Raw genomic sequence first — 21,621 nt, forward strand, 5'->3', positions numbered from 1 at the left:
TGCAGTGCCAACCCGTCTCCGTGTGCAGCAGTTCGACGGGCGACCGGACGCCGCAGACGCCTTCGTCGCGCTGTTCGCCGACGCGCCGGATGCGGTCTGGCTGGACGCCGGACCGGATGCGGAGAGCGGGCGGAGCATCCTCGCGACCGGGACGATCGTGGCGACGGCCGCGTTGGACAGCGGTTCGGTGCAGGTGACGGACGGCGACGGGTCCACGACGCGTCCTGGCACCATGCTCGACCTGCTTCGCGCCGACCTCTCCACCCGTGAGCTGGTTCCGGCGCGCACGCGCGAACCGTCGTTCGCGCTCGGCTGGGTGGGCTGGCTGGGCTACGAGACCGGGGCAGCGGCGCTCGGGGTGCCGTTCGCGGCGGAGGACGGGCCTGCGGCAGCGATGTTGTTCGCCGACCGTGCCGTCGTGTTCGACCACGGCACCGGAGGCGTTGAACTGCTGGTGCTGGAGGACGCGGACGGACAGGATGCGGACCGCTGGCTCGCCGAGTCGGCCGAACGCCTGCACGCGGCCGACGGCGCAGCGGCGCGCTACGCGGACGCGCATCCACTGCCCGAGCGGACAGCGGCGCACTGGCGGCACGACGACGCCGCATACCTCGCCATGATCCGCTCCTGCCAGGACTCCATCCGCGCGGGCGACGCCTACCAGCTCTGTCTCACCAACCGGGCCGACGCCGTCAGCGACGCCGACCCGCTCGCCGTGCACCTGCGGCTGCGCAGCTCGAGCCCGGCACACCACGCCGGGTTCGTGCGCATCGGGGGCACGACGCTGGTGAGCTCGTCGCCCGAGCAGTTCCTCGCGGTGACCGCCTCCGGAGGGGTGCTCAGCAAGCCGATCAAGGGCACCCGGCCGCGCGGCGCCACCGTCGCCGCCGACATCGCCCTGCGCGCCGAGCTGGAGGCCAGTGAGAAGGAGCGCGCGGAGAACGTGATGATCGTGGACCTGATGCGCAACGACATCGGCCGGGTGAGCGAGGTCGGGTCCGTCGGCGTGCGGCACCTGCTGGCCGTCGAGAGCTACGCGCAGGTGCACCAGCTGGTCAGCACGGTCGAGGGCAGGCTGCGCGCCGGCCTCGGCGCGGTCGACGCGGTGGAGGCGTGCTTCCCGGCCGGTTCGATGACGGGGGCTCCGAAGCTCAGCGCCATGCGCATCCTGGCCGGGCTGGAACGCGGCCCGCGCGGCGTCTACTCGGGATGCTTCGGCTACCTCGGCCTCGACGGGGCCGCCGACCTCGCGATGGTCATCAGGAGCGTCGTGTTCCGCGACGGGCGGGTGAGCATCGGCGCAGGCGGCGGGATCACGGCGCTGTCCGTGCCGGAGGAGGAACTGGAAGAGGTGCGGATCAAAGCGCGGGCGTTGTTCGCCGCCGCCGGGCTGTTCGCAGCGGACGCACAGCCACCAGGGAACGGATCGGCCGACCGCAACGTTTAGTAGTGTGGATGTTTGGGCGCACGCCGCCCGACGTCTTCCCGGCCGCATCCACTCGACAGCGGCCAAGCACCTTCAAGAATGAGAGTCACGTGGCACACGAGCACGATTCAGCGAACGCGCCGGCCGAGGGCGCGCACTACGACTTCGCCGCCATTCAGGACAAGTGGCTTCCGGTCTGGGACGACCTGAAGCCATTCGCCACGGACGACCCGGCGGACACCCGTCCGCGCAAATACGTGCTCGACATGTTCCCCTACCCGTCCGGCGACCTGCACATGGGTCACGCCGAGGCGTACGCGCTGGGCGACGTGATCGCCCGCTATTGGCGTCAGCAGGGCTTCAACGTGCTGCACCCGATCGGCTGGGACTCGTTCGGTCTGCCGGCGGAGAACGCCGCGATCAAGCGCGGGCTCGACCCGAACGGCTGGACCAACGACAACATCGCGCAGCAGAAGGCCAGCATGCGCCGCTACGCGCCCAGCTTCGACTGGGATCGCGTGCTGCAGACCAGCGATCCGGAGTATTACCGCTGGAACCAGTGGCTGTTCCTGAAGCTGTACGAGAAGGGCCTGGCGTACCGCAAGGCCAGCTCGGTCAACTGGTGCCCGTTCGACCAGACGGTGCTGGCGAACGAGCAGGTCGTCAACGGCCGCTGCGAGCGCTGCGACAACCTGGTCACCAAGAAGAAGCTGACCCAGTGGTACTTCCGGATCACCGACTACGCCGACCGCCTGCTGGACGACCTGAACCAGCTGGAGGGCGCGTGGCCGTCCAAGGTGCTGTCGATGCAGCGCAACTGGATCGGCCGCTCCACCGGCGCGGACGTGCAGTTCGCGATCGAGGGCCGCGACGAGCCGGTCACGGTGTACACGACGCGTCCTGACACGCTCTACGGTGCGACGTTCATGGTAGTCGCCCCCGACTCCGACCTGGCCGCCGAGCTGGTGAAGGATGCGCGTCCGGAGGTCAAGCAGCGCTTCGACGACTACCTGGATGCTGTCCGCGGCACCACGGAGATGGACCGCCTCTCCACCGAGCGCGAGAAGACCGGCGTCTTCCTGGAACGCCACGCGATCAACCCGCTGACCGGCGAGAAGCTGCCGATCTGGGCGGCGGACTACGTGCTGGCCGACTACGGTCACGGCGCGATCATGGCCGTGCCGGCGCACGACCAGCGCGACCTGGACTTCGCCCGCGCCTTCGACCTGCCCGTGCGCGTGGTCGTCGACACGAACCAGCCCGTCACCGGCGCCATCCCGGTCATCCACACCGACCCGGAGACCGGCGAGCCGATCCTGCCGGACGACCTGCCGCTGCAGAACCCGTCGGAGACCGGCGTCGCGCTGACCGGCGAAGGCCGTCTGATCAACTCCGGGCCGTTCGACGGGCTGAGCAAGTCGAACGCGATCCGTCGCGTCACCGAGGCGCTGCAGGCGAGCAGCCTGGGCGTGCCGGCGAAGAACTTCCGCCTGCGCGACTGGCTGATCTCGCGCCAGCGGTACTGGGGTACCCCCATCCCGATCATCCACTGCGAGGTCTGCGGCGAGGTTCCCGTGCCGGAGTCCGACCTGCCGGTGCTGCTCCCGCCCGCGGAGGGCCTCGACCTGCAGCCGAAGGGCACCAGCCCGCTGGGAGCGGCGTCGGACTGGGTCAACGTGGCCTGCCCGAACTGCGGTGGGCCTGCCACCCGCGACACGGACACAATGGACACGTTCGTGGACAGCTCGTGGTATTTTCTGCGCTTCCTGTCCGCTCGCGACGACACGCAGGCGTTCGACCCGGCAGAGGCGGAGAAGTGGGCGCCCGTCGACCAGTACGTCGGAGGCGTGACCCACGCCATCCTGCACCTGCTGTACTCCCGGTTCATCACCAAGGTGCTGTTCGACCAGGGCTACCTGAGCTTCACTGAGCCGTTCACGGCGCTGCTGAACCAGGGCATGGTGCTGATGGACGGCTCCGCGATGAGCAAGTCGCGCGGCAACCTGGTCAAGCTGTCCGAGCAGCTCGACGAGCACGGCGTGGATGCGGTCCGCCTCACCATGTCGTTCGCCGGACCGCCGGAGGACGACATCGACTGGGCGGACGTCTCGCCGTCCGGCAGCGCCAAGTTCCTGGCCCGCGCCTGGCGCGTCGCCCACGACGTGACCAGCAGCCCGGATGCGGTCTGGAAGAACGGGGACACGGCTCTGCGCCGCGTCACCCACCGCTTCCTCGCCGACGCGCCGGGACTGGTCGAGGCGTTCAAGTTCAACGTCGTCGTCGCGCGCCTGATGGAGCTGGTGAACGCCACCCGCAAGACCATCGACAGCGGCGCGGGCCCCGCCGACCCCGCCGTGCGCGAGGCGGCAGAGGTCACGGCGATGGCCCTGAACCTGTTCGCGCCGTACGCGGCGGAGGACATGTGGTCGATGCTCGGCTACGAGCCCGCGGTCGCGCTGGCCCAGTGGCGCAAGCCGGACCCGACGCTGCTGATCGAGGAGTCGGTCACCGCGGTCATCCAGGTCGACGGCAAGGTCCGCGACCGCCTCGAGGTCTCCCCGAAGATCTCGACGGACGAGCTGGAAGCCCTCGGACGCGCCTCCGAGGCCGTGAAGCGCTCGGTGGGCGACCGCGAGATCGTGAACGTGATCGTGCGCGCGCCGCGCCTGGTGAACATCGCGACGCGGGCGCGCGGCTAGTCGTTCTGCGTTGGCTCTGACGGCCGCTCTCCACAGGGAGGGCGGCCGTCGGTGTTTTCCACGGGTTTTTCGTGGGGCGCTGGGGGAGTGTGCCTAGTTCGTAGCGTGAGGGGATGCGGGAGACGGATGCGGATGGTGAAGCGGGTGCTGCGGGTGTTGCGGAGGACGTGGCGGATGTCGTTGTGCCACGGTCTGGGCGGGTTCGTCTCGGGGTAGGCGCTGCGGTCGTCCTGCTGCTGGGAGCTCTGGTGGTGACGGTCGTCGTGTCGGCGTTCGGCCAGCAGGGCTCCACGACCACGGTCGATGCGCCTGCACCGTCTCCGTCGAGTGCTGGTGACCCTTCGCCCACGCCGGGCAGGGAACTGCTGGTGCACGTGCTCGGAGCCGTCGCCAACCCGGGGCTGGTCACCCTCGCAGCGGGAGGGCGCGTGCTCGACGCGGTCGCCGCGGCGGGCGGGCTCACCGAGGATGCCGATCTCAGCACCGTCAACCTCGCCCGCCCTGTCACCGACGGCGAGCAGCTCGCGGTCCCGCGCGCCGGAGAGCCGCTTCCTCCGCCGCCCGCTGCCGGTTCGGGTGCTGCCGCGTCTGGCTCTTCCGCGTCCACGGTGAATCTCAACACCGCCACGCAGTCCGACCTCGAGACTCTCCCGCGTATCGGCCCCGCCCTCGCCTCCCGCATCCTCGACTGGCGTACCGCGAACGGCCGCTTCACCTCGCCCGCCGACCTCCTCGCCATCACCGGCATCGGCCAGAAACTCTTCGACGGCCTCAAAGACCGGGTGACCGTATGAGACCCGACCTCCGCCTGATCCCACCGGCCGTCTCCCTCTGGGTCGCCGCCGCACTCACCATCGGAGCCCCGGATGCGGCCCGCCCGCTCGCCGTCGCCTGCTGGATCCTCGCCGCCGGCGCCCTGCTCGTCGCGGTGTTGGTCGGGCGCGCGCGGGCGACCGCTCGACGGCGTCCGCCTCGAGCGCGCACGAACCACCGCGCAGCGCTCCTCGCAACGCTCTGCAGCGTGTCCTTCGCGTCCGTCGCTCTGGTTACCAGCGTGGTCGCCACGCAGGCTCAGACGAGAACGCCGCCGATCCTCACCGACGGTGCCGACCGTCAGCGAGTCACCATGACCGTGCGCGTCGACAGTACCCCGCACCACATCTCACCCGGCTTCGACGGTGCCGAGCGCGCGCGCTGGCGCGGAACCGCCCAATCGGTTCTTTTACCTTCACCCACACCCACCCCCATCTCCGCCCCCGTCACCGTCATCGCCCCACTCCCACCTTCAGCACCCCCACCACCGTTCGGCGCCCTCGTCCGCGTCACCGGCACCCTCACCGCGAACGCCCCAGGCGAACCCACCGCCTTCACCCTCTCCGCCACCGCGCCCGCCACCCCACTCGACGACCCACCCTGGTGGCTCGCCTGGACAGAGCAGGTCCGGCACCGTTTCGCCGCCGCCTCCGCGATCACCCCCGGCAACGGAGGCGCGCTCCTCCCCGGTCTCGCGATCGGCGACGAGACGGCCGTCCCCGCCGACCTCGACACCGCCATGAAGGCCGCCTCCCTCAGTCACCTCACCGCGGTCAGCGGCGCGAATTGCGCGATGATCACCGCCGTCGCCTTCTTCGTCTCCGCACGACTCGGACTCGGGCGCCGCACCCGCGTCCTCGTCGCCCTCCTCGCGCTGGCTGCGTTCGTCATCCTCGTGACCCCGGGCGGAAGCGTCATCCGTGCATCCACGATGGCCGTGGTGGTCCTCGTCGGCATCGCCCGGGGACGCCCCTCGCAGGGACTCCCGCTGCTCGCACTGGCGGTCATCGTCCTCCTCGTGCACGACCCCTGGCTCGCCCGCGACTACGGCTTCGCACTGTCGGTCCTGGCCACAGGAGGGCTGATGCTGCTCGCCGGCCCGCTCGCGCGCATCCTGAGCAGGTGGCTGCCGCAAACCCTGGCGGTCGCACTCGCGGTACCCGTGGCGGCCCAGCTCGCCTGTCAACCGGTCCTCATCCTGCTCTCGCCGACCCTTCCGCTCTACGGCGTCGCCGCCAACCTCCTGGCCGCACCGGCGGCACCGGTGGCGACGCTCCTCGGCTGCCTCGCCTGCGTCGCGTTGCCGTTCCTCCCCGCGCTCGGTCAGGCGCTCGTCTGGGCGGCGTGGGCGCCGTCCGCCTGGATCGCCCAGGTCGCGACCGCCACCAGCGCCCTCCCAGGCAGCGCGCTCCCGTGGGCCGACGGCATCGTCGGCGTCCTACTCTGCGCGGCGGCTCTGGTCGCGGTCACGGTCCTGGCCTTGGCACGCCCACGTGTCGGACGGGGGATGCTCGCCACCGTGGCCACCGCCTCCCTCTTTCTCGGTACCGTCGGCTACCTGGGCATCCTCGGCGGAACCGTCATCGGCCGCGCCGTCGCGCTCCCGGACACCTGGCGGCTCGCCGCCTGCGATGTCGGCCAGGGCGACGCACTCCTCATCCGGGACGGCGACCATGTCGCCATGATCGACGTCGGACGCGAACCCGCCCTCGCCACCGCCTGCCTCGACACCCTCGGCATCGCACACATCCACCTGCTGATCCTCACCCACTTCGACGTCGACCACGTCGGCGGCCTCCCTGCCGTCCTCGGCCGGGTGGAGCGCGCACTCGTCGGGGAGCCGGGCCGAGAGCTCGACACCCGCGCCCTGGACTCCCTCCGCGAATCGGGCGCGACGGTCGAGCAGGTCGTCGCCGGCGCGCACGGAACGCTCGGCGCCGCCACCTGGACGGTCCTCTGGCCGCCCCAGCCGCCACCGGGAACACCGGCGCTGGCCGGCAATCCCGGCAGCATCACGGTCGCCCTCGATGGCCACGGGATGCGCTCGATCTTCCTCGGCGACCTCGGCGAGACCAGCCAGGATGCGCTTCTCGCCACGGGAGACTTCCGCCCGGTCGACGTCGTCAAAGTCGCCCATCATGGCTCCGCTGACCAAAGCCCACGCTTGTACTCGGCCCTGAACGCGAGCCTCGCCCTCGTCTCGGTCGGCGCGGACAACGGCTACGGACACCCCACCCGCTCCGCCCTCGGGATGCTCGCCGCCACGGGCAGCACCGTCGCCCGCACCGACCACTCCGGCCTCCTCCTCGTCTCACCCGGCCCCGTCCCCGGCCGCGTCGATCTCTGGACAGAACGCGACCTACCACCCGCGACCCCCGACGCTCTCGCCAGCCCGGTGGCCGTCAGCACCAGTTCCCGGGCGGAACGCGACCCACCGCCCGCATCCACCGTCCCGCCATCCGCCCCGGCGCCCGGTGACGGTGGCCGCCCGTACACTGGAATAGACCGAGGAGGAACGTGGCGGCACGAGGCGGCAGCAGGGCGAGCGCGAGCAAGGGGCGGGCGCCGAGCGCCGTCATCCCGCAGCTCGCGTGGAACCAGATCAGGACGGCGCCGGTGGTGCTGGTGTCCGGTCCGGAGGGGTTCCTCGCCGACCGGTCCATCCGGATGCTGCGCGACGCTCTCAAGGCCGAGGACGCGAGTCTCGAGATCAGCGACATCAACGCGGCGGACTACGCGCCGGGGGAGTTGCTTACTCTTGCGAGCCCCTCCCTGTTCGGTGAGCCCCGACTGATCAGGGTCGAGGCGGTCGAGAAGTGCAACGACGCGTTCCTCAGCGACATGCTCGACTACCTGCCGAGCACCGCGGACGGCACGGTCGTGGTTCTCCGCCACGGTGGCGGCGTGCGCGGCAAGAAGCTGCTCGACGCCATCCGGGCCGGAGGCGGAGGAGGCATAGAGGTGGTCTGCACCGAGCTGAAGAAGGACTCTGACAAGTACGACTTCGCCCAGGCCGAGTTCCGGAACGCCGGCAAGAAGATCACGGCAGGAGCGTTGCGCGCGGTGACGTCCGCGTTCGCCGACGACCTGGCCGAACTGGCCGCCGCGTGCCAGCAACTCATCTCCGACACCGCCGCCGAGGTCACCGAGGCGACGGTCGACAAGTATTACGGCGGCCGCGTCGAGACGAACGCCTTCCACGTCGCAGATGCTGCAATCGCCGGACGCTACGGAGAGGCCCTGGTCACGATGCGGCACGCCCTCGCGTCCGGCGCCGACCCCGTACCGATGGTGGCGGCGTTCGCGAGCAAGGTCCGCACGATGGCGAAGCTGTCCGGCGCACGCGGAGGCTCCGGCCAGCTCGCGCAGCAGTTCGGCCTCGCCCCCTGGCAGGTCGACCGCGCCAAACGCGACCTCCAGGGCTGGACGGAAGACGGCCTCGGCCGCTGCATCGAGGTCCTCGCCGAAACCGACGCCAATGTCAAGGGCGGCGGCCGCGACCCGGTCTTCGCCCTCGAACGCATGATCCGCATCGTCAGCGCCCGCGGCCGCGGCGCCTGACGCAGCGCGCCACGCTCGGCTGAGCCCGCGTCCGACCCATCCTGCCCGTCCGACCCATCCTGCGCGCCCGACCCATCCTGCGCGTCCGACCCATCCCGCACGTCCGGCCGAGCCACCACATCCGCCGTTTCCTCGCGCGCGGCCGTGTCATCCCACCACCCGATCCCACGCGCCCTGACCCACCCACCACAAACGCGAAGAGCCCCCGTCGTCACGACGGGGGCTCTTCGCTGCCGGAAGAGTCCGGGATGCTGGTGCTGCTTAGAGGGCTGCGACCTGCTTGGCGATCGCCGACTTCTTGTTGGCGGCCTGGTTCTTGTGGATGACGCCCTTGCTGGCCGCCTTGTCGAGCTTCTTCGTAGCGAGCTTCAGCGCCGAAGTCGCCTTGTCCTTGTCGCCGGCTGCAACGGCCTCGCGGGTCGCGCGGACCGCGGTCTTGACCTCGCTCTTGACAGCCTTGTTTCGCTCCTGGGCCTTCTTGTTGGTGCCGATGCGCTTGATCTGCGACTTGATGTTTGCCACGTGGTTACTTTCGTTCGAAGTGAGTTTCGGATGAGCCGCTCAGCGAGAGAGGGCGCCTTGCGGCAGTCGTGCGGAAGAACCCACACGCAAGCCAACAAACAACTTTACCAGCGAGCGGGCTCTGCGCCAAACCGGTCCGGGGGCGCTGCACGCGAGGTCAGGCAGGCGGAGCACCCCCGGAGTCGATGAGGCGGACGCTCAGTCCGCCGTGCCCGCTCCGACGGCGGCCGGAGCGTACGACCCGCTCACCAGCTCGTCGAGCAGGGTCGGCCCGTTCGGCTCCCAGCCGAGGTCGATGCGGGCCTTCGTTCCGCGTGCCTGCTGGTCGAGGAACAGCGCGTCGGCGAAGTCCGCGCCGAGGCGGGCGCGCGTCTCGTCCGCGCTCTCCGGCTCAACGCCGCCGGAGACACCGGCCGCCGACGCCGCGGCCTCGCCGAGCTCGCGCACGGTCGGGTTCGCGCCGCTCGCGCCGAGGTAGACCGCGCCGGCGTCGCCGTTCTCGAACACCAGCACGTACAGCGCGGCCAGGTCGTCCACGTGCACCGTCGTCCAGTGCTGCTCGCCGTCGCCGACCAGGCGGAGGGCGGGTGCGACGCCGGAGCCGCGGGGCGCATCCACGAGCACGTTGGCGATCCCTGCGCCGTGGCCATAGACGACGGCGGGCACGACGACCGCCGTACGGATGCCCTCTGCGGCGAGGACGCGCTCCTCCGTCGCCCGGCGCCACGCAGTCAGCGCTGGCGGGGCGGAGGGGGAGTCCTCGGTGATGTCCGGGTTGGCGCCGTACGACCAGATGCCTCCGGTGTGCACGAACGGCTTGCCGCTTCCTTCGAGGCCGCGCAGGACGGCGTCGACGAAGACCGGGTCGACATCCTTGGCCGATGCGAGGTGGATGACGCCGTCGCTCTCGCGGGCCGCCCGCTCGACGAGCTCGGCGTCGCTCGCGTCGCCGATGAGCGCGGTGGCCCCGGCTGCCTCGACTCGCGCGGCCTTCTCCTCGTCGCGCACCAGGGCGGTCACGCTGTGACCCTCCTCGAGGAGGCGGGGGAGGACGGATGATCCGATGAAGCCGGTCGCGCCGGTCAGGAGAATGCTCATGCTCCCGTGAAACGCCGCCGCCGCCGATCCATTCCCGCCACGTGATATTCATTCGCCGGCCTCGCCCGTCTCGGCGCACGCCACCGCATCGCCCGTGGTCCCGCCCACTCCGACGCCCCGCTCCACGCCACCCGCGGCCACCCGCCTCACCACCCCCACCCCAGGCGTATGGTCGAAGCCATGACCACAACCTCTTCCGTCGCCATCGTCAACGCATACCTCGTCCCGGTCGCCGGTGACCCGATCGAGAACGGCACCGTCCTCATCCAGGATGGGAAGATCGCCGCCGTCGGCACCAGCGCGGACATCACGATCCCGGATGGCGTCCGCACGGTCGACGCGAGCGGCAAGTGGGTGCTTCCCGGTTTCATCGAGTCGCACGGTCACGTCGGCATCCACGAGGAGGCCAATGGCCCCGCCGGCGACGACACGAACGAGATGACCACCCCGAACACGGCCGCGGTGCGCGCCATCGACGCCATCAACATCGACGACGAGGGGTTCCGGGATGCGCTGTCGGGCGGCGTCACGTCCATCGTCGTCAAGCCGGGGTCCGGCAACCCGATCGGCGGGCAGACCGTCGCGATCAAGTCGTGGGGCGGACGCACCATCGACGAGCAGGTGCTGCGGGAGGCCGTGAGCGTCAAGTCCGCGCTCGGCGAGAACCCGAAGCGGGTGTACGGCGGCAAGAACGTCACCCCGAGCACCCGGCTCGGCGTCGCGATGATCATCCGCGAGGCGTTCGTCGACGCCCAGAACTACCGCGCCCAGCGCGACGACGCGGAGCAGGAGGGCAAGCCGTTCGCCCGCGACCTCGGCAAGGAGACGCTGGTGCGCGTGCTCGACGGCGAGCTCGCCTGGGACCAGCACACCCACCGCCACGACGACATCGCCACCGCCATGCGCCTCGCCGACGAGTTCGGCTACCGGCTCGTCATCAACCACGGCACGGAGGCGCACAAGCTCGCCGACGTGATCGCCGAGCGCGACATCCCGGTGATCTTCGGCCCGATGTTCACCTCCCGCTCGAAGGTGGAGCTGCGCGACAGGGCCATCGCCAACCTCGCGAAGATCGCCGCGGCGGGCGTGCGCGTCGCCATCACGACCGACCACCCGGTCGTGCCGATCAACTTCCTGGTGCACCAGGCGTCGCTCGCGGTGAAGGAGGGCCTCCCGCGCGAGACCGCGTTGGAGGCGCTGACCGTGAACCCGGCGTCGTTCCTGAAACTGGACGACCGCGTCGGCTCCCTCACGCCCGGCCTCGACGGCGACGTGGTGGTCTGGTCCGGCGACCCGCTCGACGTCAACTCGCGGGCAGAGCGCGTCTTCATCGAGGGCACGGAGGTCTACCGCTGGGAGGACGGCGCCGGCGTCGTGGTCGAGCGCTCAGAGCGCTTCGCCTGAACCTCGAATAGGAGACGCGCCGGTCCGCGTGGGAGAATCGCAGCACAATGTCACCACGAGCTCTGAAGGCCCTCGAGCCCGCCGCGACCGATCCGGCGTTCATCCGCAATTTCTGCATCATCGCCCACATCGACCACGGCAAGTCCACCCTGGCCGACAGGATGCTGCAGATCACCGGCGTCGTCGCCGAGCGCGACATGCGCGCGCAGTACCTGGACCGCATGGACATCGAGCGTGAGCGCGGCATCACGATCAAGAGCCAGGCCGTGCGCATGCCGTGGGGCGACGACGACGGTCAGGCGTTCACGCTCAACATGATCGACACGCCCGGCCACGTCGACTTCACCTACGAGGTGTCCCGGTCGCTCGCCGCGTGCGAGGGCGCGATCCTGCTGGTCGACGCCGCGCAGGGCATCGAGGCCCAGACGCTCGCGAACCTGTACCTGGCGCTCGAGAACGATCTCACGATCATCCCGGTGCTGAACAAGATCGACCTGCCCGCCGCAGATCCGGACAAGTACGCCGCAGAGCTCGCCAGCCTCATCGGCGGCAAGCCGGAGGACGTGCTCCGCGTGTCCGGCAAGACCGGGATGGGCGTGGATGCGCTGCTCGACCGGGTCGTGGACCTCATCCCGGCCCCGGTGGGCGTCAAGGATGCTCCACCGCGCGCGATGATCTTCGACTCGGTGTACGACAGCTACCGCGGCGTCGTCACCTACGTGCGCATGATCGACGGCAAGCTGTCCCCGCGCGAGCGCATCCAGATGATGTCGACCAAGGCCACCCACGAGATCCTGGAGATCGGCGTCTCCGCACCGGAGCCGACCCCCTCGAAGGGTTTGGGCGTCGGCGAGGTCGGCTACCTGATCACCGGCGTGAAGGACGTTCGCCAGTCGAAGGTCGGTGACACCGTCACGTCGGCCGCGAAGCCCGCGACCGAAGCGCTGCCCGGATACACCGAGCCGAAGCCGATGGTCTTCTCCGGCCTCTACCCGATCGACGGCAGCGACTATCCGGAGCTGCGCGAGGCGCTCGATAAGCTCAAGCTGTCGGATGCCGCCCTCGTCTACGAGCCGGAGACCTCGGTCGCCCTCGGCTTCGGTTTCCGCTGCGGCTTCCTCGGTCTGCTGCACCTGGAGATCGTCACCGAGCGCCTGGAACGCGAGTTCGGCCTCGACCTCATCACCACCGCTCCGAGCGTGATCTACGAGGTGACCACCGAGGACAAGAAGGTCATCACGGTCACGAACCCGAGCGAGTTCCCCGGCGGCAAGATCGCCAAGGTCGAGGAGCCGATGGTGAAGGCCGCGATCCTCGCACCCAAGGACTACGTCGGCGTCATCATGGAGCTCTGCCAGAGCCGCCGCGGCTCGCTGCTCGGGATGGAGTACCTCGGCGAGGACCGCGTCGAGATCCGTTACACGATGCCCCTCGGCGAGATCGTCTTCGACTTCTTCGACCAGCTGAAGAGCCGCACCGCCGGGTACGCCTCCCTCGACTACGAACCCACCGGCCAGCAGGAGGCCGACCTGGTCAAGGTCGACATCCTGCTGCAGGGCGAACAGGTGGATGCGTTCAGCGCCATCGTCCACCGCGACAAGGCCTACGCGTACGGCGTGCTGATGACCGGCCGCCTGCGCGAGCTGATCCCGCGCCAGCAGTTCGAGGTCCCCATCCAGGCCGCGATCGGCGCCCGCATCATCGCCCGCGAGAGCATCCGGGCGATGCGCAAGGACGTGCTCGCCAAATGCTACGGCGGCGACATCACCCGCAAGCGCAAACTCCTCGAGAAGCAGAAGGAGGGCAAGAAGCGCATGAAGATGGTCGGCCGCGTGGAAGTGCCCCAGGAGGCGTTCATCGCGGCGCTGAGTGGCGACGTGGAGAAGAAGGACAAGAAGTAGGCCATCGTCGCCCGCACCCGATCCGCAGCGTTTTCCCGCACGCAACGCGCCAAGTAAAGTTGTCACCATGCGTCGCTCCACGTTCACCGATGAGCCGGTCACCTATGGTGCGGTCGGTGGGACGCAGGCTGCCGACCTGCTTTACTACCCGCCGAAGGGCTACAAGTCGTTCATCCGCCAGGCGCGCATCGGCAGCGGGGAGGAGCGGTTCGCGTCGACCGTCACTGCGCTGATGACCTGGGGTGTGCAGCGGGGGAGCGGCATCAAGGTCACCGAGACCCACGAGGGCACCGGCGTCCAGTATGAGGGTGTCGTGTTCAACCCGGATGGCACGCCGGCGAAGATGCAGGAGCACCGGCCGTCCGAGGCGATCTTCGCCGACGACGGGTCGCCGTATATCGCCAACGGGATGACCGCCGTGCTGAAGATTCCGTTCTGGCCGCTGACCGTGTCCGCGCCGGTCAGGGTGGTGTACGTCATCGACGAGCCGCAGCGGGCCGGGTTCGCGTATGGGACGCTGCACGGGCATCCGGAGTCCGGCGAGGAGGCGTTCATCGTCGAGCTGAGGGATGACGGGTCGGTGTGGTTCGTCGTGCGCGCGTTCTATCGGCCGTCGACCACGCTCTACCGGCTGGCGTCGCCCGTTCTTCGGCTGGCGCAGCGGCGGTACACCGCCCGGTATCTGCGGTCGTTGCTTCCCGCCAGGGCGGCCTGAGGTGCCGAGCGCTCTTCCCCTCGGCGACCCTGCACCCGCCGACGGACTGCTGCCGTCCAGCGTGCTCGACGGTGTCGGCGAGCGTGCGTTCGGGGTGTACCTGCACGTTCCGTTCTGCCGCGTGCGCTGCGGGTACTGCGACTTCAACACGTACACCGCCACCGAACTGCGCGGCGTCTCCCAGTCCGAATACGCCGGCCACGCCCAGCGGGAGGTCGCGTTCGCGGCCGCAGCGCTCGACGGCAGCGGGCTGCCCGCCCGCTCCGTGTCGACCGTCTTCTTCGGCGGGGGAACGCCGACCATGCTGCCCGCCTCCGATCTGGCCGGGATGCTCGGCGCGGTCCGGGACGCCTGGGGGCTCGCACCGGGGGCCGAGATCACTACCGAGGCCAACCCGGACTCGGTCGACGCCGACTACCTGCGCAGCCTCGCCGACGCCGGATTCACGCGCGTCTCGTTCGGGATGCAGTCCGCCGTGCCGCACGTGCTCGCGACGCTCGAGCGCACCCACGATCCGGAGCGGGTGCCGCTCGTGGTCGAGTGGGCGAGGGATGCCGGCCTGCAGGTGAGCCTCGACCTCATCTACGGAACGCCGGGGGAGTCGCTGGCCGACTGGGAGCGGTCGCTCGACTCGGCGATCGCCTGCCGCCCCGACCACCTCTCCGCGTATTCGCTGATCGTGGAGACCGGCACCAAGCTGGCCAGGCAGATCAAGTCCGGCGTCGTCGCGGAGCCGGACGAAGACCTGCAGGCCGATATGTACGAGCTCGCGGATGCCCGTCTCGCCGCTGCCGGGTACGGCTGGTACGAGGTGAGCAACTGGGCGACGGACGACGACCACCGCTCCCGCCACAACCTCGCGTACTGGCAGGGCCACGACTGGTGGGGCGTCGGTCCGGGCGCGCACAGCCACGTCGGCGGCGTCCGCTGGTGGAACGTGAAGCATCCCGCCGCCTACGCGGGCCGCGTGCTCGCCGGGGAGTCGCCCGCAGCAGGCCGCGAGACCCTGGATGCTGAGACCAGGCGCGTGGAGCGCGTGCTGCTGCTCACGCGCATCCGGGACGGGATCGCGACCGCTGAGCTCGACCAATACGGCCGCACGGCGGTGGCCGGGCTGATCGCCGACGGACTGGTGGATGCGCGGGCCGCGCTCCGCGGGACCATCGAGCTCACGCTGTCGGGCCGTCTCCTCGCCGACGCGGTCGTCCGCAGGCTGCTCGACGACTGACACCGTCGCCCGGCGCCGACGACACGCGCCCGGCACACACCGCGGAAACGACGAACGCCCCGGCTCGGAAGCCGGGGCGCGCGACGAAGCGGTCGAACGTCAGCTGACGAACTTGATCGCCACCGGGTAGACGTAATACTGACCCTGGTTGGCCTTGATCGCCGCGATGATGCTGAAGACGATGTTCAGGATGGCCGCAGCAGCGATGATCAGCACGCCGACGAACACGATCGTCAGGATGCCGCCCACGATGTACGCGATGAAGATCGTGATCTGGAAGTTCAGCGCCGTCGCGGTGTGCGCGCGGACGAACGGGCCCTTGTCCTTGAGGACGAGGTAGCCGACGAGCGCCGGGATCCAGTTGAAGATGATGCCACCGATGTGGACCAGGGTCGCCCACAGCTTCTCATCCGAGGGGCTGAGCTGCTGGGACTGGCCTCCGTACGGTGCACCAGGCGGCGGCGGGGGCGTTGCGGACATGTTCTCTCCTTGGCTGCGCCCGGAGTTCGGGCGGGTCGTGGACGGGATCGTCAGCCATAACAGTAGGGCAAACATCCCGAAACTGGGAAGACGCCGAGAGACCTGGGTCCCTCGGCGTCCTCCGGGCGGTGCTCTGCGGACGCGGTCTGCGCGCTACTTGATGAACCGGAAGTTGACCGGGTAGCGGTAGGTTCCTCCGCTGTTCACCTTCACGAACCCGAGGATCGAGAACACGAGGTTCACGACGTAGAGGATCCACGGGATGAGCAGGCCGAAGATCAGCCAGCCGAAACCGGTGAACGCCAGGACGGCACCGACGATCTGGGAGGCGATCCAGACGATGATCCAGGTGATCTGCCAGTTGAGGGCTTCCTTCGACTCCTGGTTGGTCAGCTGCCCGCGGTCTTTGAAGACGAGGAAGATGATCAGCGACGGCAGGATCCAGAGGATGCCGCCGAGGTGGGCGAACGACGCCCACTGCTTGTCGGACGCCGCGTCGAGCGGAGCGGCGGCAGGAGCGCCCGCGCCGCCGTACGGCTGCTGCGGCTGCTGACCGTACGGCTGCTGCGGCGGGGGCACCTGGCCGCCGTACGGCTGCTGCGGCTGCTGACCGTACGGCTGCTGCGGCGGGGGCACCTGGCCGCCGTACGGCTGCTGCGGCTGCGCCGGAGGAACGTTCGGCTGCTGCGGCGGGACCTGACCGTATGGCTGCTGCGGCTGCGCCGGGGGGACGTTCGGCTGCTGCGGGGGAACGCCGTCGCCTTCCGGGTTGACCGGCGGCTGGTTCGGGTCACTCATGGTCGAAGCCTTTCGTGAGGGGCAGGCACGTATTCGGACCTGTGCGCATACCGTACTGCCGCCGCTCCCGGCGGGGCAATGATCGTGTGGGCGTGTCAGCGCGTTATGATTAGCACTCAGGTTCAGTGAGTGCTAAAGGTCTTCGGGAGGCGGGTCGCATGGTTTCTGAGCGGAGCCTCGAGGTGCTGCGCGTCATCGTGCAGGACTACGTCGCGTCACGCGAACCGGTCGGCTCGAAGAGCATCGTCGAGCGGCACGCGTTCGGCGTGTCGGCGGCGACGATCCGCAACGACATGGCCGCGCTCGAAGAGGAAGACCTGATCGCCGCCCCGCACACCTCGTCCGGGCGCGTCCCCACCGACAAGGGCTACCGGCTGTTCGTCGACCACCTCGCCGAGATGCGTCCGCTCAGCCAGGCGCAGCGGCAGGCGATCGAGGTGTTCCTCGGCGAGTCCGTCGACCTCGACGACGTGCTGGCGCGCACCGTGCGGCTGCTGTCGCAGCTGACCAACCAGGTCGCGCTCGTGCAGTATCCGTCTGTGACGCGGTCGCACATCCGGCACATCGAGCTGGTGACGCTGGCGCCGCGCAGGCTGCTCAGCGTGCTGATCACCGATTCCGGCGCCGTCGAGCAGCGCGTGATCGAGCTCGGCGCCGAGCTGTCCGACGAGGAGGTCGCCGAGATCCGCGGCGCCATCAACGGCGCTGCGGCCGGACTGTCGCTCAGCGACGCGACCGCCAGGCTCTCCCAGCTCCCGGATGCTCTGACCGAGCGCACCAGGGCGCTGGTCGACCCCGTCGCGACGGCCCTCATGGAGCAGATCGCCGCGAACCGCCAGGACAAGCTGGTGATGGCCGGAGCCGCGAACCTCGTGCGCACCGAACACGACTTCACGGGGAGCATCTTCCCCGTCCTCGAAGCCATCGAGGAGCAGGTCGTGCTGTTGAAGCTGTTCGGCGAGATGGCCGGCGACCAGCACGGGGTGGCGGTGAGCATCGGGCGCGAGAACGCGTCGTTCGGGCTCGCGGAGACTTCCGTACTCTCGAGCGGCTACACCGCATCCGGGTCGGAGCTGGCACGTCTCGGCGTGCTCGGCCCGCTCCGCATGGACTATTCGAGCAACATGGCCGCCGTGCGAGCGGTGGCCCGCTACCTCTCCCGCCTGCTCGGCGAATAAGACAACGAACGAGAAGGAAAAGCCGTCTGTGGCCGACCACTACGAAGTCCTGGGCGTTGAGCGCAACGCCACCCCCGATGAGATCAAGAAGGCGTACCGCCGCCTCGCCCGCGAACTGCACCCGGATGTGAACCCGTCCGCCGAGGCGTCCGAGCGTTTCAAGCTGGTCACCCACGCGTACGACGTGCTGAGCGACCCGCAGCAGCGCGAGCAATACGACCTCGGCCCGCAGGCCGGGTTCGGCGGAGGCGGCCAGAACTTCGGCGGCTTCGGCGACATCTTCGAGACGTTCTTCGGAGGGGGCGGCCAGGCCAGAGGGCCGAAGTCCCGCCGCGAGCGCGGCCAGGATGCTCTGCTGCGCGTCGAGGTGGACCTCGACGAGGTCATCTTCGGCACCCACCGCGACCTCGAGGTCGACACCGCCATCGTCTGCGAGACCTGCAACGGCTCGTGCTGCCAGCCGGGCACCGCTCCGGTGACCTGCGACATCTGCCACGGCACCGGCAGCATCCAGCGCTCCGTGCGTTCGCTGCTCGGCAACGTGATGACCTCCACCCCCTGCGGCACCTGCCGTGGCTACGGCACCGTCATCGCGACGCCGTGCGTCACCTGCCAGGGCCAGGGCCGCGTGCGCGCCCGCCGCACGGTTCCCGTGGACATCCCCGCCGGTGTCGACACCGGCCTCCGGCTGCAGATGCCGGGCAGCGGCGAGGCCGGTCCCGCCGGCGGCCCGAACGGCGACCTCTACCTGGAGATCAAGGTCAAGCACCACGACGTGTTCAGCCGCGACGGCGACGACCTGCTCTGCACGCTCGAAGTGGCGATGACGGATGCGATCCTCGGCACGACGGCCACGGTCAAGGCGCTCGATGGCGACATCAAGCTGGAGCTGAAGGCGGGCATCCAGAGCGCGGACATCATCACGGTGAAGGATCGCGGCATCACGCACCTGCGCGGCAGCGGACGCGGCGACCTGCGGGTCGGCATCCAGGTGGTCACCCCGACGAAGCTCGACCACAAGGAGCGCGAGCTGATCAAGCAGTTCGCCTCGACGCACAAGCAGGAGGAGCCGTCGCTGGCCCGCTTCCAGCAGGGTCTCTTCGCCAAGCTGCGCGACCGCTTCCTGAACGTCTGATCCCGGCATGAGCTCGCTCTACCTGCGGGAGGACCTGGAGACGGCGGCGGTCGGGGAGCGCCTGTCGATCACCGGCGCGGAGGCGAAGCACGCGGCGACGGTCAACCGCACACGGCCTGGCCAGTCGGTGATGATCGGCAACGGCCGGGGTCTCGTGGCGACGGGCGAGGTGGTGGAGGCGACCAACGCCGCGCTCACCATCGACGTGGCCGCGGTGCAGCAGGTGGAGCGCCCTGCGCCCGCCATCACGCTCGTGCAGGCCCTCGCGAAGGGCGACCGCGACGAGCTCGCCATCCAGGCCGCCACCGAACTGGGCGTAGATGCGGTGATCCCGTGGGCAGCATCCCGCTCCGTCTCCCGCTGGGAGGGGCAGAAGGTCGCCAAGGGCCGCGAGCGCTGGGCGACCATCGTGCGCGAGGCGGCGAAGCAGTCGATCCGCGCCTGGGTGCCGGAGGTCGGAGAGCTGGCGTCGACCAAGCAGGTCGCTGCACACTGCGCCGACGCGCGGGTGCTCGTGCTGGAGCCGGACGCGGACGTGCCGCTCACGTCGCTGCAGCCGGATGCGCGCCCTCTCGTGCTGGTGGTCGGCCCGGAGGGCGGCATCGCGCCGTCCGAGCTCGACGCGTTCCGCGGCGCGGGCGCCGAGCTCGTGCGCCTCGGCTCGACCGTGCTGCGCACCTCGACGGCCGGGCCGGCGGCCCTGGCCGTGCTGAACGCATCCATCGGCCGTTGGTGAGGCGTGGCGCTTAAGATGGGAGACATGGAAACCGAGCAGCCTTCGATCTTCTCCCGCATCATCGCGGGCGAGATCCCGGCCGACATCGTCTACGACGGCGAGCGCATCATCGCGTTCAGGGACATCGCGCCCAAGGCGCCCGTGCACCTCCTGGTCGTACCCAAGACGCAGCAGTACCGCGACGTGACCGAGCTGGCGGCGGGGGATCCCGCCCTGCTGGCCGAGCTGGTCGCGACGGCGAAATCGCTGGCGGAGGAACACTCCGACGGTGATTTCCGTTTGATCTTCAATACCGGGGCCAATGCGGGACAGACCGTGTTCCATGTGCACGCCCACGTTCTGAGCGGAGAGCTCGAGGAAGGAAGCCTTGCCGACTAGCGAATCAACGCCTGCAGCGGGAGCATCGGATTCCGAAGCGCGCCTGCACGTCGACGGCGTGCAGATGGTGCGGCTGCTCGGCCCGCAGGATCGTCTGCTCACCACGTTGGAGCGGCAGTACCCGCAGGTCAGCGTGCACGTTCGCGGCAACGAGATCTCGCTCACTGGCGACGCGTCCCAGGTGGATGCGGCCCGCCGGCTGATCGAGGAGCTGCTGCTGATGGTGCGCAACGGCCAGGAGATCAGCCCCGCCGAGGTGACCAGTTCGGCGAAGATGCTGGACACCGGCCTGAACCTCAGTCCGTCCGACGTGCTCAGCCAGGCCATCCTGACCGCGCGCGGCAAGGCGATCCGGCCGAAGACCCTCGGTCAGAAGCAGTACGTCGACGCCATCGACCACAACACCATCGTGTTCGGCATCGGACCGGCCGGCACGGGCAAGACCTATCTGGCGATGGCGAAGGCCGTGCAGGCCCTGCAGCGCAAAGAGGTCAACAGGATCATCCTGACCCGCCCGGCCGTCGAGGCCGGCGAGCGGCTCGGCTACCTGCCCGGCACGCTCACCGACAAGATCGACCCGTACCTGCGCCCGCTGTACGACGCGCTCAACGAGATGATGGACCCGGACATCGTGCCGAAGCTGCTCGCGGCCGGCACGATCGAGGTCGCCCCTCTGGCGTACATGCGCGGACGCACGCTGAACGACTCGTTCATCGTGCTCGACGAGGCGCAGAACACCACGCCGGAGCAGATGAAGATGTTCCTCACCAGGCTCGGCTTCGGCTCGCGGATGGTCGTCACCGGCGACATCACGCAGGTGGACCTGCCGACGGCGGCCAGCGGTCTCCGGCTGGTGACGCGGGTGCTGAAGGACATCGACGACATCTACTTCGCGCGTCTGACGAGCGACGACGTGGTCCGGCACACCCTGGTCGGCCGCATCGTCGACGCATACACCGAGTACGACGCGCAGAAGCAGGCGCTGCACTACGAGCGCGAGCAGGCGGCCGAGTTCGCCAACCGCGCAGAGCGCCGCTCCGCCGTCCCGCGCGACCGCTTCCCGAAACGACGTTAGGCCCGGCCCATGAGTATCGAAGTCAACAACGAGTCGGCCATCGAGGTGGACGAGGCCGCGCTGCAGCGGCTCGCCGGGTACGCGTTCGACATCATGCACGTGCATCCGGATGCGGAGCTCGCCATCGTCCTGGTGGACGAGGCGGCCATGGAGCAGCTGCACGTGCAGTGGATGGACGAGCCTGGGCCGACCGACGTGCTGAGCTTCCCGATGGACGAGCTGCGCCCCGGCACGGAGGAGGAGCCTGCTCCCGCCGGGCTGCTCGGCGATGTCGTGCTCTGCCCGCAGGTCGCCCAGGCTCAGGCCGAGACGGCCGGACACTCCCTGATGGAGGAGCTACTGCTCCTGACGACGCACGGCATCCTGCACCTGCTCGGCTTCGACCACGCCGAGCCGGCCGAGGAGCGCGAGATGTTCGGCATCCAGCGCGACATCCTGGTGGGCTTCTCCCGCTACGACCGACAGCGATAGGCA

18 protein-coding genes and 1 pseudogene are annotated in these 21,621 nt (G+C 69.7%); 15 read left to right on the plus strand and 4 right to left on the minus strand.

What is annotated here, in order from left to right; translation table 11 throughout:
• Positions 1-4: 4 nt before the first annotated feature.
• The 5 genes and pseudogenes from pabB to holA all read left to right on the plus strand — a co-directional run bounded on the left by pabB (position 5) and on the right by holA (position 8,499).
• Entirely contained in the window at positions 5-1,447 is a 1,443-nt protein-coding gene (gene pabB / locus HF024_RS09415) for an aminodeoxychorismate synthase component I (RefSeq protein ID WP_085368418.1), read from the plus strand.
• Between the two features lie 89 nt (positions 1,448-1,536).
• Positions 1,537-4,125 carry a leucine--tRNA ligase gene (leuS, locus tag HF024_RS09420; RefSeq protein ID WP_168689383.1) on the plus strand — a complete coding sequence of 863 codons (2,589 nt, stop codon included), beginning with the start codon at positions 1,537-1,539 and terminating at the stop codon, positions 4,123-4,125.
• A gap of 251 nt (positions 4,126-4,376) precedes the next feature.
• Entirely contained in the window at positions 4,377-4,919 is a 543-nt protein-coding gene (locus tag HF024_RS09425; protein ID WP_348770483.1) for a helix-hairpin-helix domain-containing protein, read from the plus strand.
• Between the two features lie 332 nt (positions 4,920-5,251).
• A pseudogene (locus HF024_RS19815) lies at positions 5,252-7,081 on the plus strand (ComEC/Rec2 family competence protein); the annotation flags it as partial.
• 482 nt (positions 7,082-7,563) lie between these two features.
• Positions 7,564-8,499, plus strand: coding sequence for a DNA polymerase III subunit delta (gene holA, locus HF024_RS09435; protein WP_247597390.1), 936 nt, complete (start codon positions 7,564-7,566; stop codon positions 8,497-8,499).
• A gap of 261 nt (positions 8,500-8,760) precedes the next feature.
• Here holA and rpsT read toward each other — a convergent pair whose 3' ends face one another.
• Both rpsT and HF024_RS09445 read right to left on the minus strand, forming a co-directional pair.
• Positions 8,761-9,021 (minus strand): 30S ribosomal protein S20, encoded by a 261-nt coding sequence (gene rpsT, locus HF024_RS09440; protein WP_085371417.1) that lies wholly within the window; start codon positions 9,019-9,021, stop codon positions 8,761-8,763.
• Between the two features lie 198 nt (positions 9,022-9,219).
• Positions 9,220-10,119, minus strand: a complete 900-nt coding sequence (locus HF024_RS09445) for an NAD-dependent epimerase/dehydratase family protein (RefSeq protein WP_168689386.1) — start codon at positions 10,117-10,119, stop codon at positions 9,220-9,222.
• Positions 10,120-10,299: 180 nt separating this feature from the next.
• Between HF024_RS09445 and HF024_RS09450 the strand changes: the two genes are divergently transcribed.
• The 4 genes from HF024_RS09450 to hemW all read left to right on the plus strand — a co-directional run bounded on the left by HF024_RS09450 (position 10,300) and on the right by hemW (position 15,367).
• Positions 10,300-11,523 carry an amidohydrolase gene (locus HF024_RS09450; RefSeq protein WP_168689387.1) on the plus strand — a complete coding sequence of 408 codons (1,224 nt, stop codon included), beginning with the start codon at positions 10,300-10,302 and terminating at the stop codon, positions 11,521-11,523.
• Between the two features lie 47 nt (positions 11,524-11,570).
• Entirely contained in the window at positions 11,571-13,424 is a 1,854-nt protein-coding gene (lepA, locus tag HF024_RS09455) for a translation elongation factor 4 (RefSeq protein WP_085371236.1), read from the plus strand.
• Positions 13,425-13,491: 67 nt separating this feature from the next.
• Complete coding sequence (locus tag HF024_RS09460) at positions 13,492-14,139, plus strand: DUF1990 domain-containing protein (RefSeq protein ID WP_168689388.1); 648 nt, start codon at positions 13,492-13,494, stop codon at positions 14,137-14,139.
• Between the two features lies 1 nt (position 14,140).
• Positions 14,141-15,367, plus strand: a complete 1,227-nt coding sequence (hemW, locus tag HF024_RS09465; protein ID WP_085371234.1) for a radical SAM family heme chaperone HemW — start codon at positions 14,141-14,143, stop codon at positions 15,365-15,367.
• A gap of 99 nt (positions 15,368-15,466) precedes the next feature.
• Here the strand turns inward: hemW and HF024_RS09470 are convergent, their stop codons facing one another.
• Together HF024_RS09470 and HF024_RS09475 are read right to left on the minus strand one after the other, a co-directional pair.
• Positions 15,467-15,847: a DUF4870 domain-containing protein gene (locus tag HF024_RS09470; RefSeq protein WP_085371233.1), complete on the minus strand. Its 381-nt coding sequence runs from the start codon at positions 15,845-15,847 to the stop codon at positions 15,467-15,469.
• 153 nt (positions 15,848-16,000) lie between these two features.
• Positions 16,001-16,645: a DUF4870 domain-containing protein gene (locus HF024_RS09475; RefSeq protein ID WP_168689389.1), complete on the minus strand. Its 645-nt coding sequence runs from the start codon at positions 16,643-16,645 to the stop codon at positions 16,001-16,003.
• Positions 16,646-16,803: 158 nt separating this feature from the next.
• Here HF024_RS09475 and hrcA point away from each other — a divergent pair, with 158 nt between their 5' ends.
• From hrcA to ybeY, 6 genes are all read left to right on the plus strand, one after another.
• Positions 16,804-17,823, plus strand: a complete 1,020-nt coding sequence (gene hrcA / locus HF024_RS09480; protein ID WP_168689390.1) for a heat-inducible transcriptional repressor HrcA — start codon at positions 16,804-16,806, stop codon at positions 17,821-17,823.
• Between the two features lie 28 nt (positions 17,824-17,851).
• Positions 17,852-18,958 (plus strand): molecular chaperone DnaJ, encoded by a 1,107-nt coding sequence (dnaJ, locus tag HF024_RS09485; RefSeq protein WP_168689391.1) that lies wholly within the window; start codon positions 17,852-17,854, stop codon positions 18,956-18,958.
• A 7-nt stretch (positions 18,959-18,965) separates the two neighbouring features.
• On the plus strand, positions 18,966-19,694 hold the full coding sequence (locus tag HF024_RS09490; RefSeq protein WP_168689392.1) for a 16S rRNA (uracil(1498)-N(3))-methyltransferase: 729 nt from the start codon (positions 18,966-18,968) through the stop codon (positions 19,692-19,694).
• Positions 19,695-19,718: 24 nt separating this feature from the next.
• Entirely contained in the window at positions 19,719-20,072 is a 354-nt protein-coding gene (locus HF024_RS09495) for a histidine triad nucleotide-binding protein (RefSeq protein WP_085371228.1), read from the plus strand.
• A 64-nt stretch (positions 20,073-20,136) separates the two neighbouring features.
• Positions 20,137-21,147, plus strand: a complete 1,011-nt coding sequence (locus tag HF024_RS09500) for a PhoH family protein (RefSeq protein ID WP_168690856.1) — start codon at positions 20,137-20,139, stop codon at positions 21,145-21,147.
• Between the two features lie 9 nt (positions 21,148-21,156).
• Positions 21,157-21,618: an rRNA maturation RNase YbeY gene (gene ybeY, locus HF024_RS09505; RefSeq protein WP_085371226.1), complete on the plus strand. Its 462-nt coding sequence runs from the start codon at positions 21,157-21,159 to the stop codon at positions 21,616-21,618.
• The last annotated feature ends 3 nt before the right edge of the window (positions 21,619-21,621 follow it).

This window comes from Leifsonia sp. PS1209, assembly GCF_012317045.1.
Lineage (GTDB): Bacteria > Actinomycetota > Actinomycetes > Actinomycetales > Microbacteriaceae > Leifsonia.

Excerpts from the sequence above, each read along its gene's own strand:
- HF024_RS09445 (WP_168689386.1), bottom strand. The coding sequence starts at position 10,119 with ATGAGCATTCTCCTGACCGGCGCGACCGGCTTCATCGGATCATCCGTC.
- HF024_RS09450 (WP_168689387.1), top strand. The coding sequence starts at position 10,300 with ATGACCACAACCTCTTCCGTCGCCATCGTCAACGCATACCTCGTCCCG.
- lepA (WP_085371236.1), top strand. The coding sequence starts at position 11,571 with ATGTCACCACGAGCTCTGAAGGCCCTCGAGCCCGCCGCGACCGATCCG.
- HF024_RS09460 (WP_168689388.1), top strand. The coding sequence starts at position 13,492 with ATGCGTCGCTCCACGTTCACCGATGAGCCGGTCACCTATGGTGCGGTC.
- HF024_RS09470 (WP_085371233.1), bottom strand. The coding sequence starts at position 15,847 with ATGTCCGCAACGCCCCCGCCGCCGCCTGGTGCACCGTACGGAGGCCAG.
- HF024_RS09475 (WP_168689389.1), bottom strand. The coding sequence starts at position 16,645 with ATGAGTGACCCGAACCAGCCGCCGGTCAACCCGGAAGGCGACGGCGTT.
- hrcA (WP_168689390.1), top strand. The coding sequence starts at position 16,804 with ATGGTTTCTGAGCGGAGCCTCGAGGTGCTGCGCGTCATCGTGCAGGAC.
- HF024_RS09490 (WP_168689392.1), top strand. The coding sequence starts at position 18,966 with ATGAGCTCGCTCTACCTGCGGGAGGACCTGGAGACGGCGGCGGTCGGG.
- HF024_RS09495 (WP_085371228.1), top strand. The coding sequence starts at position 19,719 with ATGGAAACCGAGCAGCCTTCGATCTTCTCCCGCATCATCGCGGGCGAG.
- HF024_RS09500 (WP_168690856.1), top strand. The coding sequence starts at position 20,137 with ATGGTGCGGCTGCTCGGCCCGCAGGATCGTCTGCTCACCACGTTGGAG.
- ybeY (WP_085371226.1), top strand. The coding sequence starts at position 21,157 with ATGAGTATCGAAGTCAACAACGAGTCGGCCATCGAGGTGGACGAGGCC.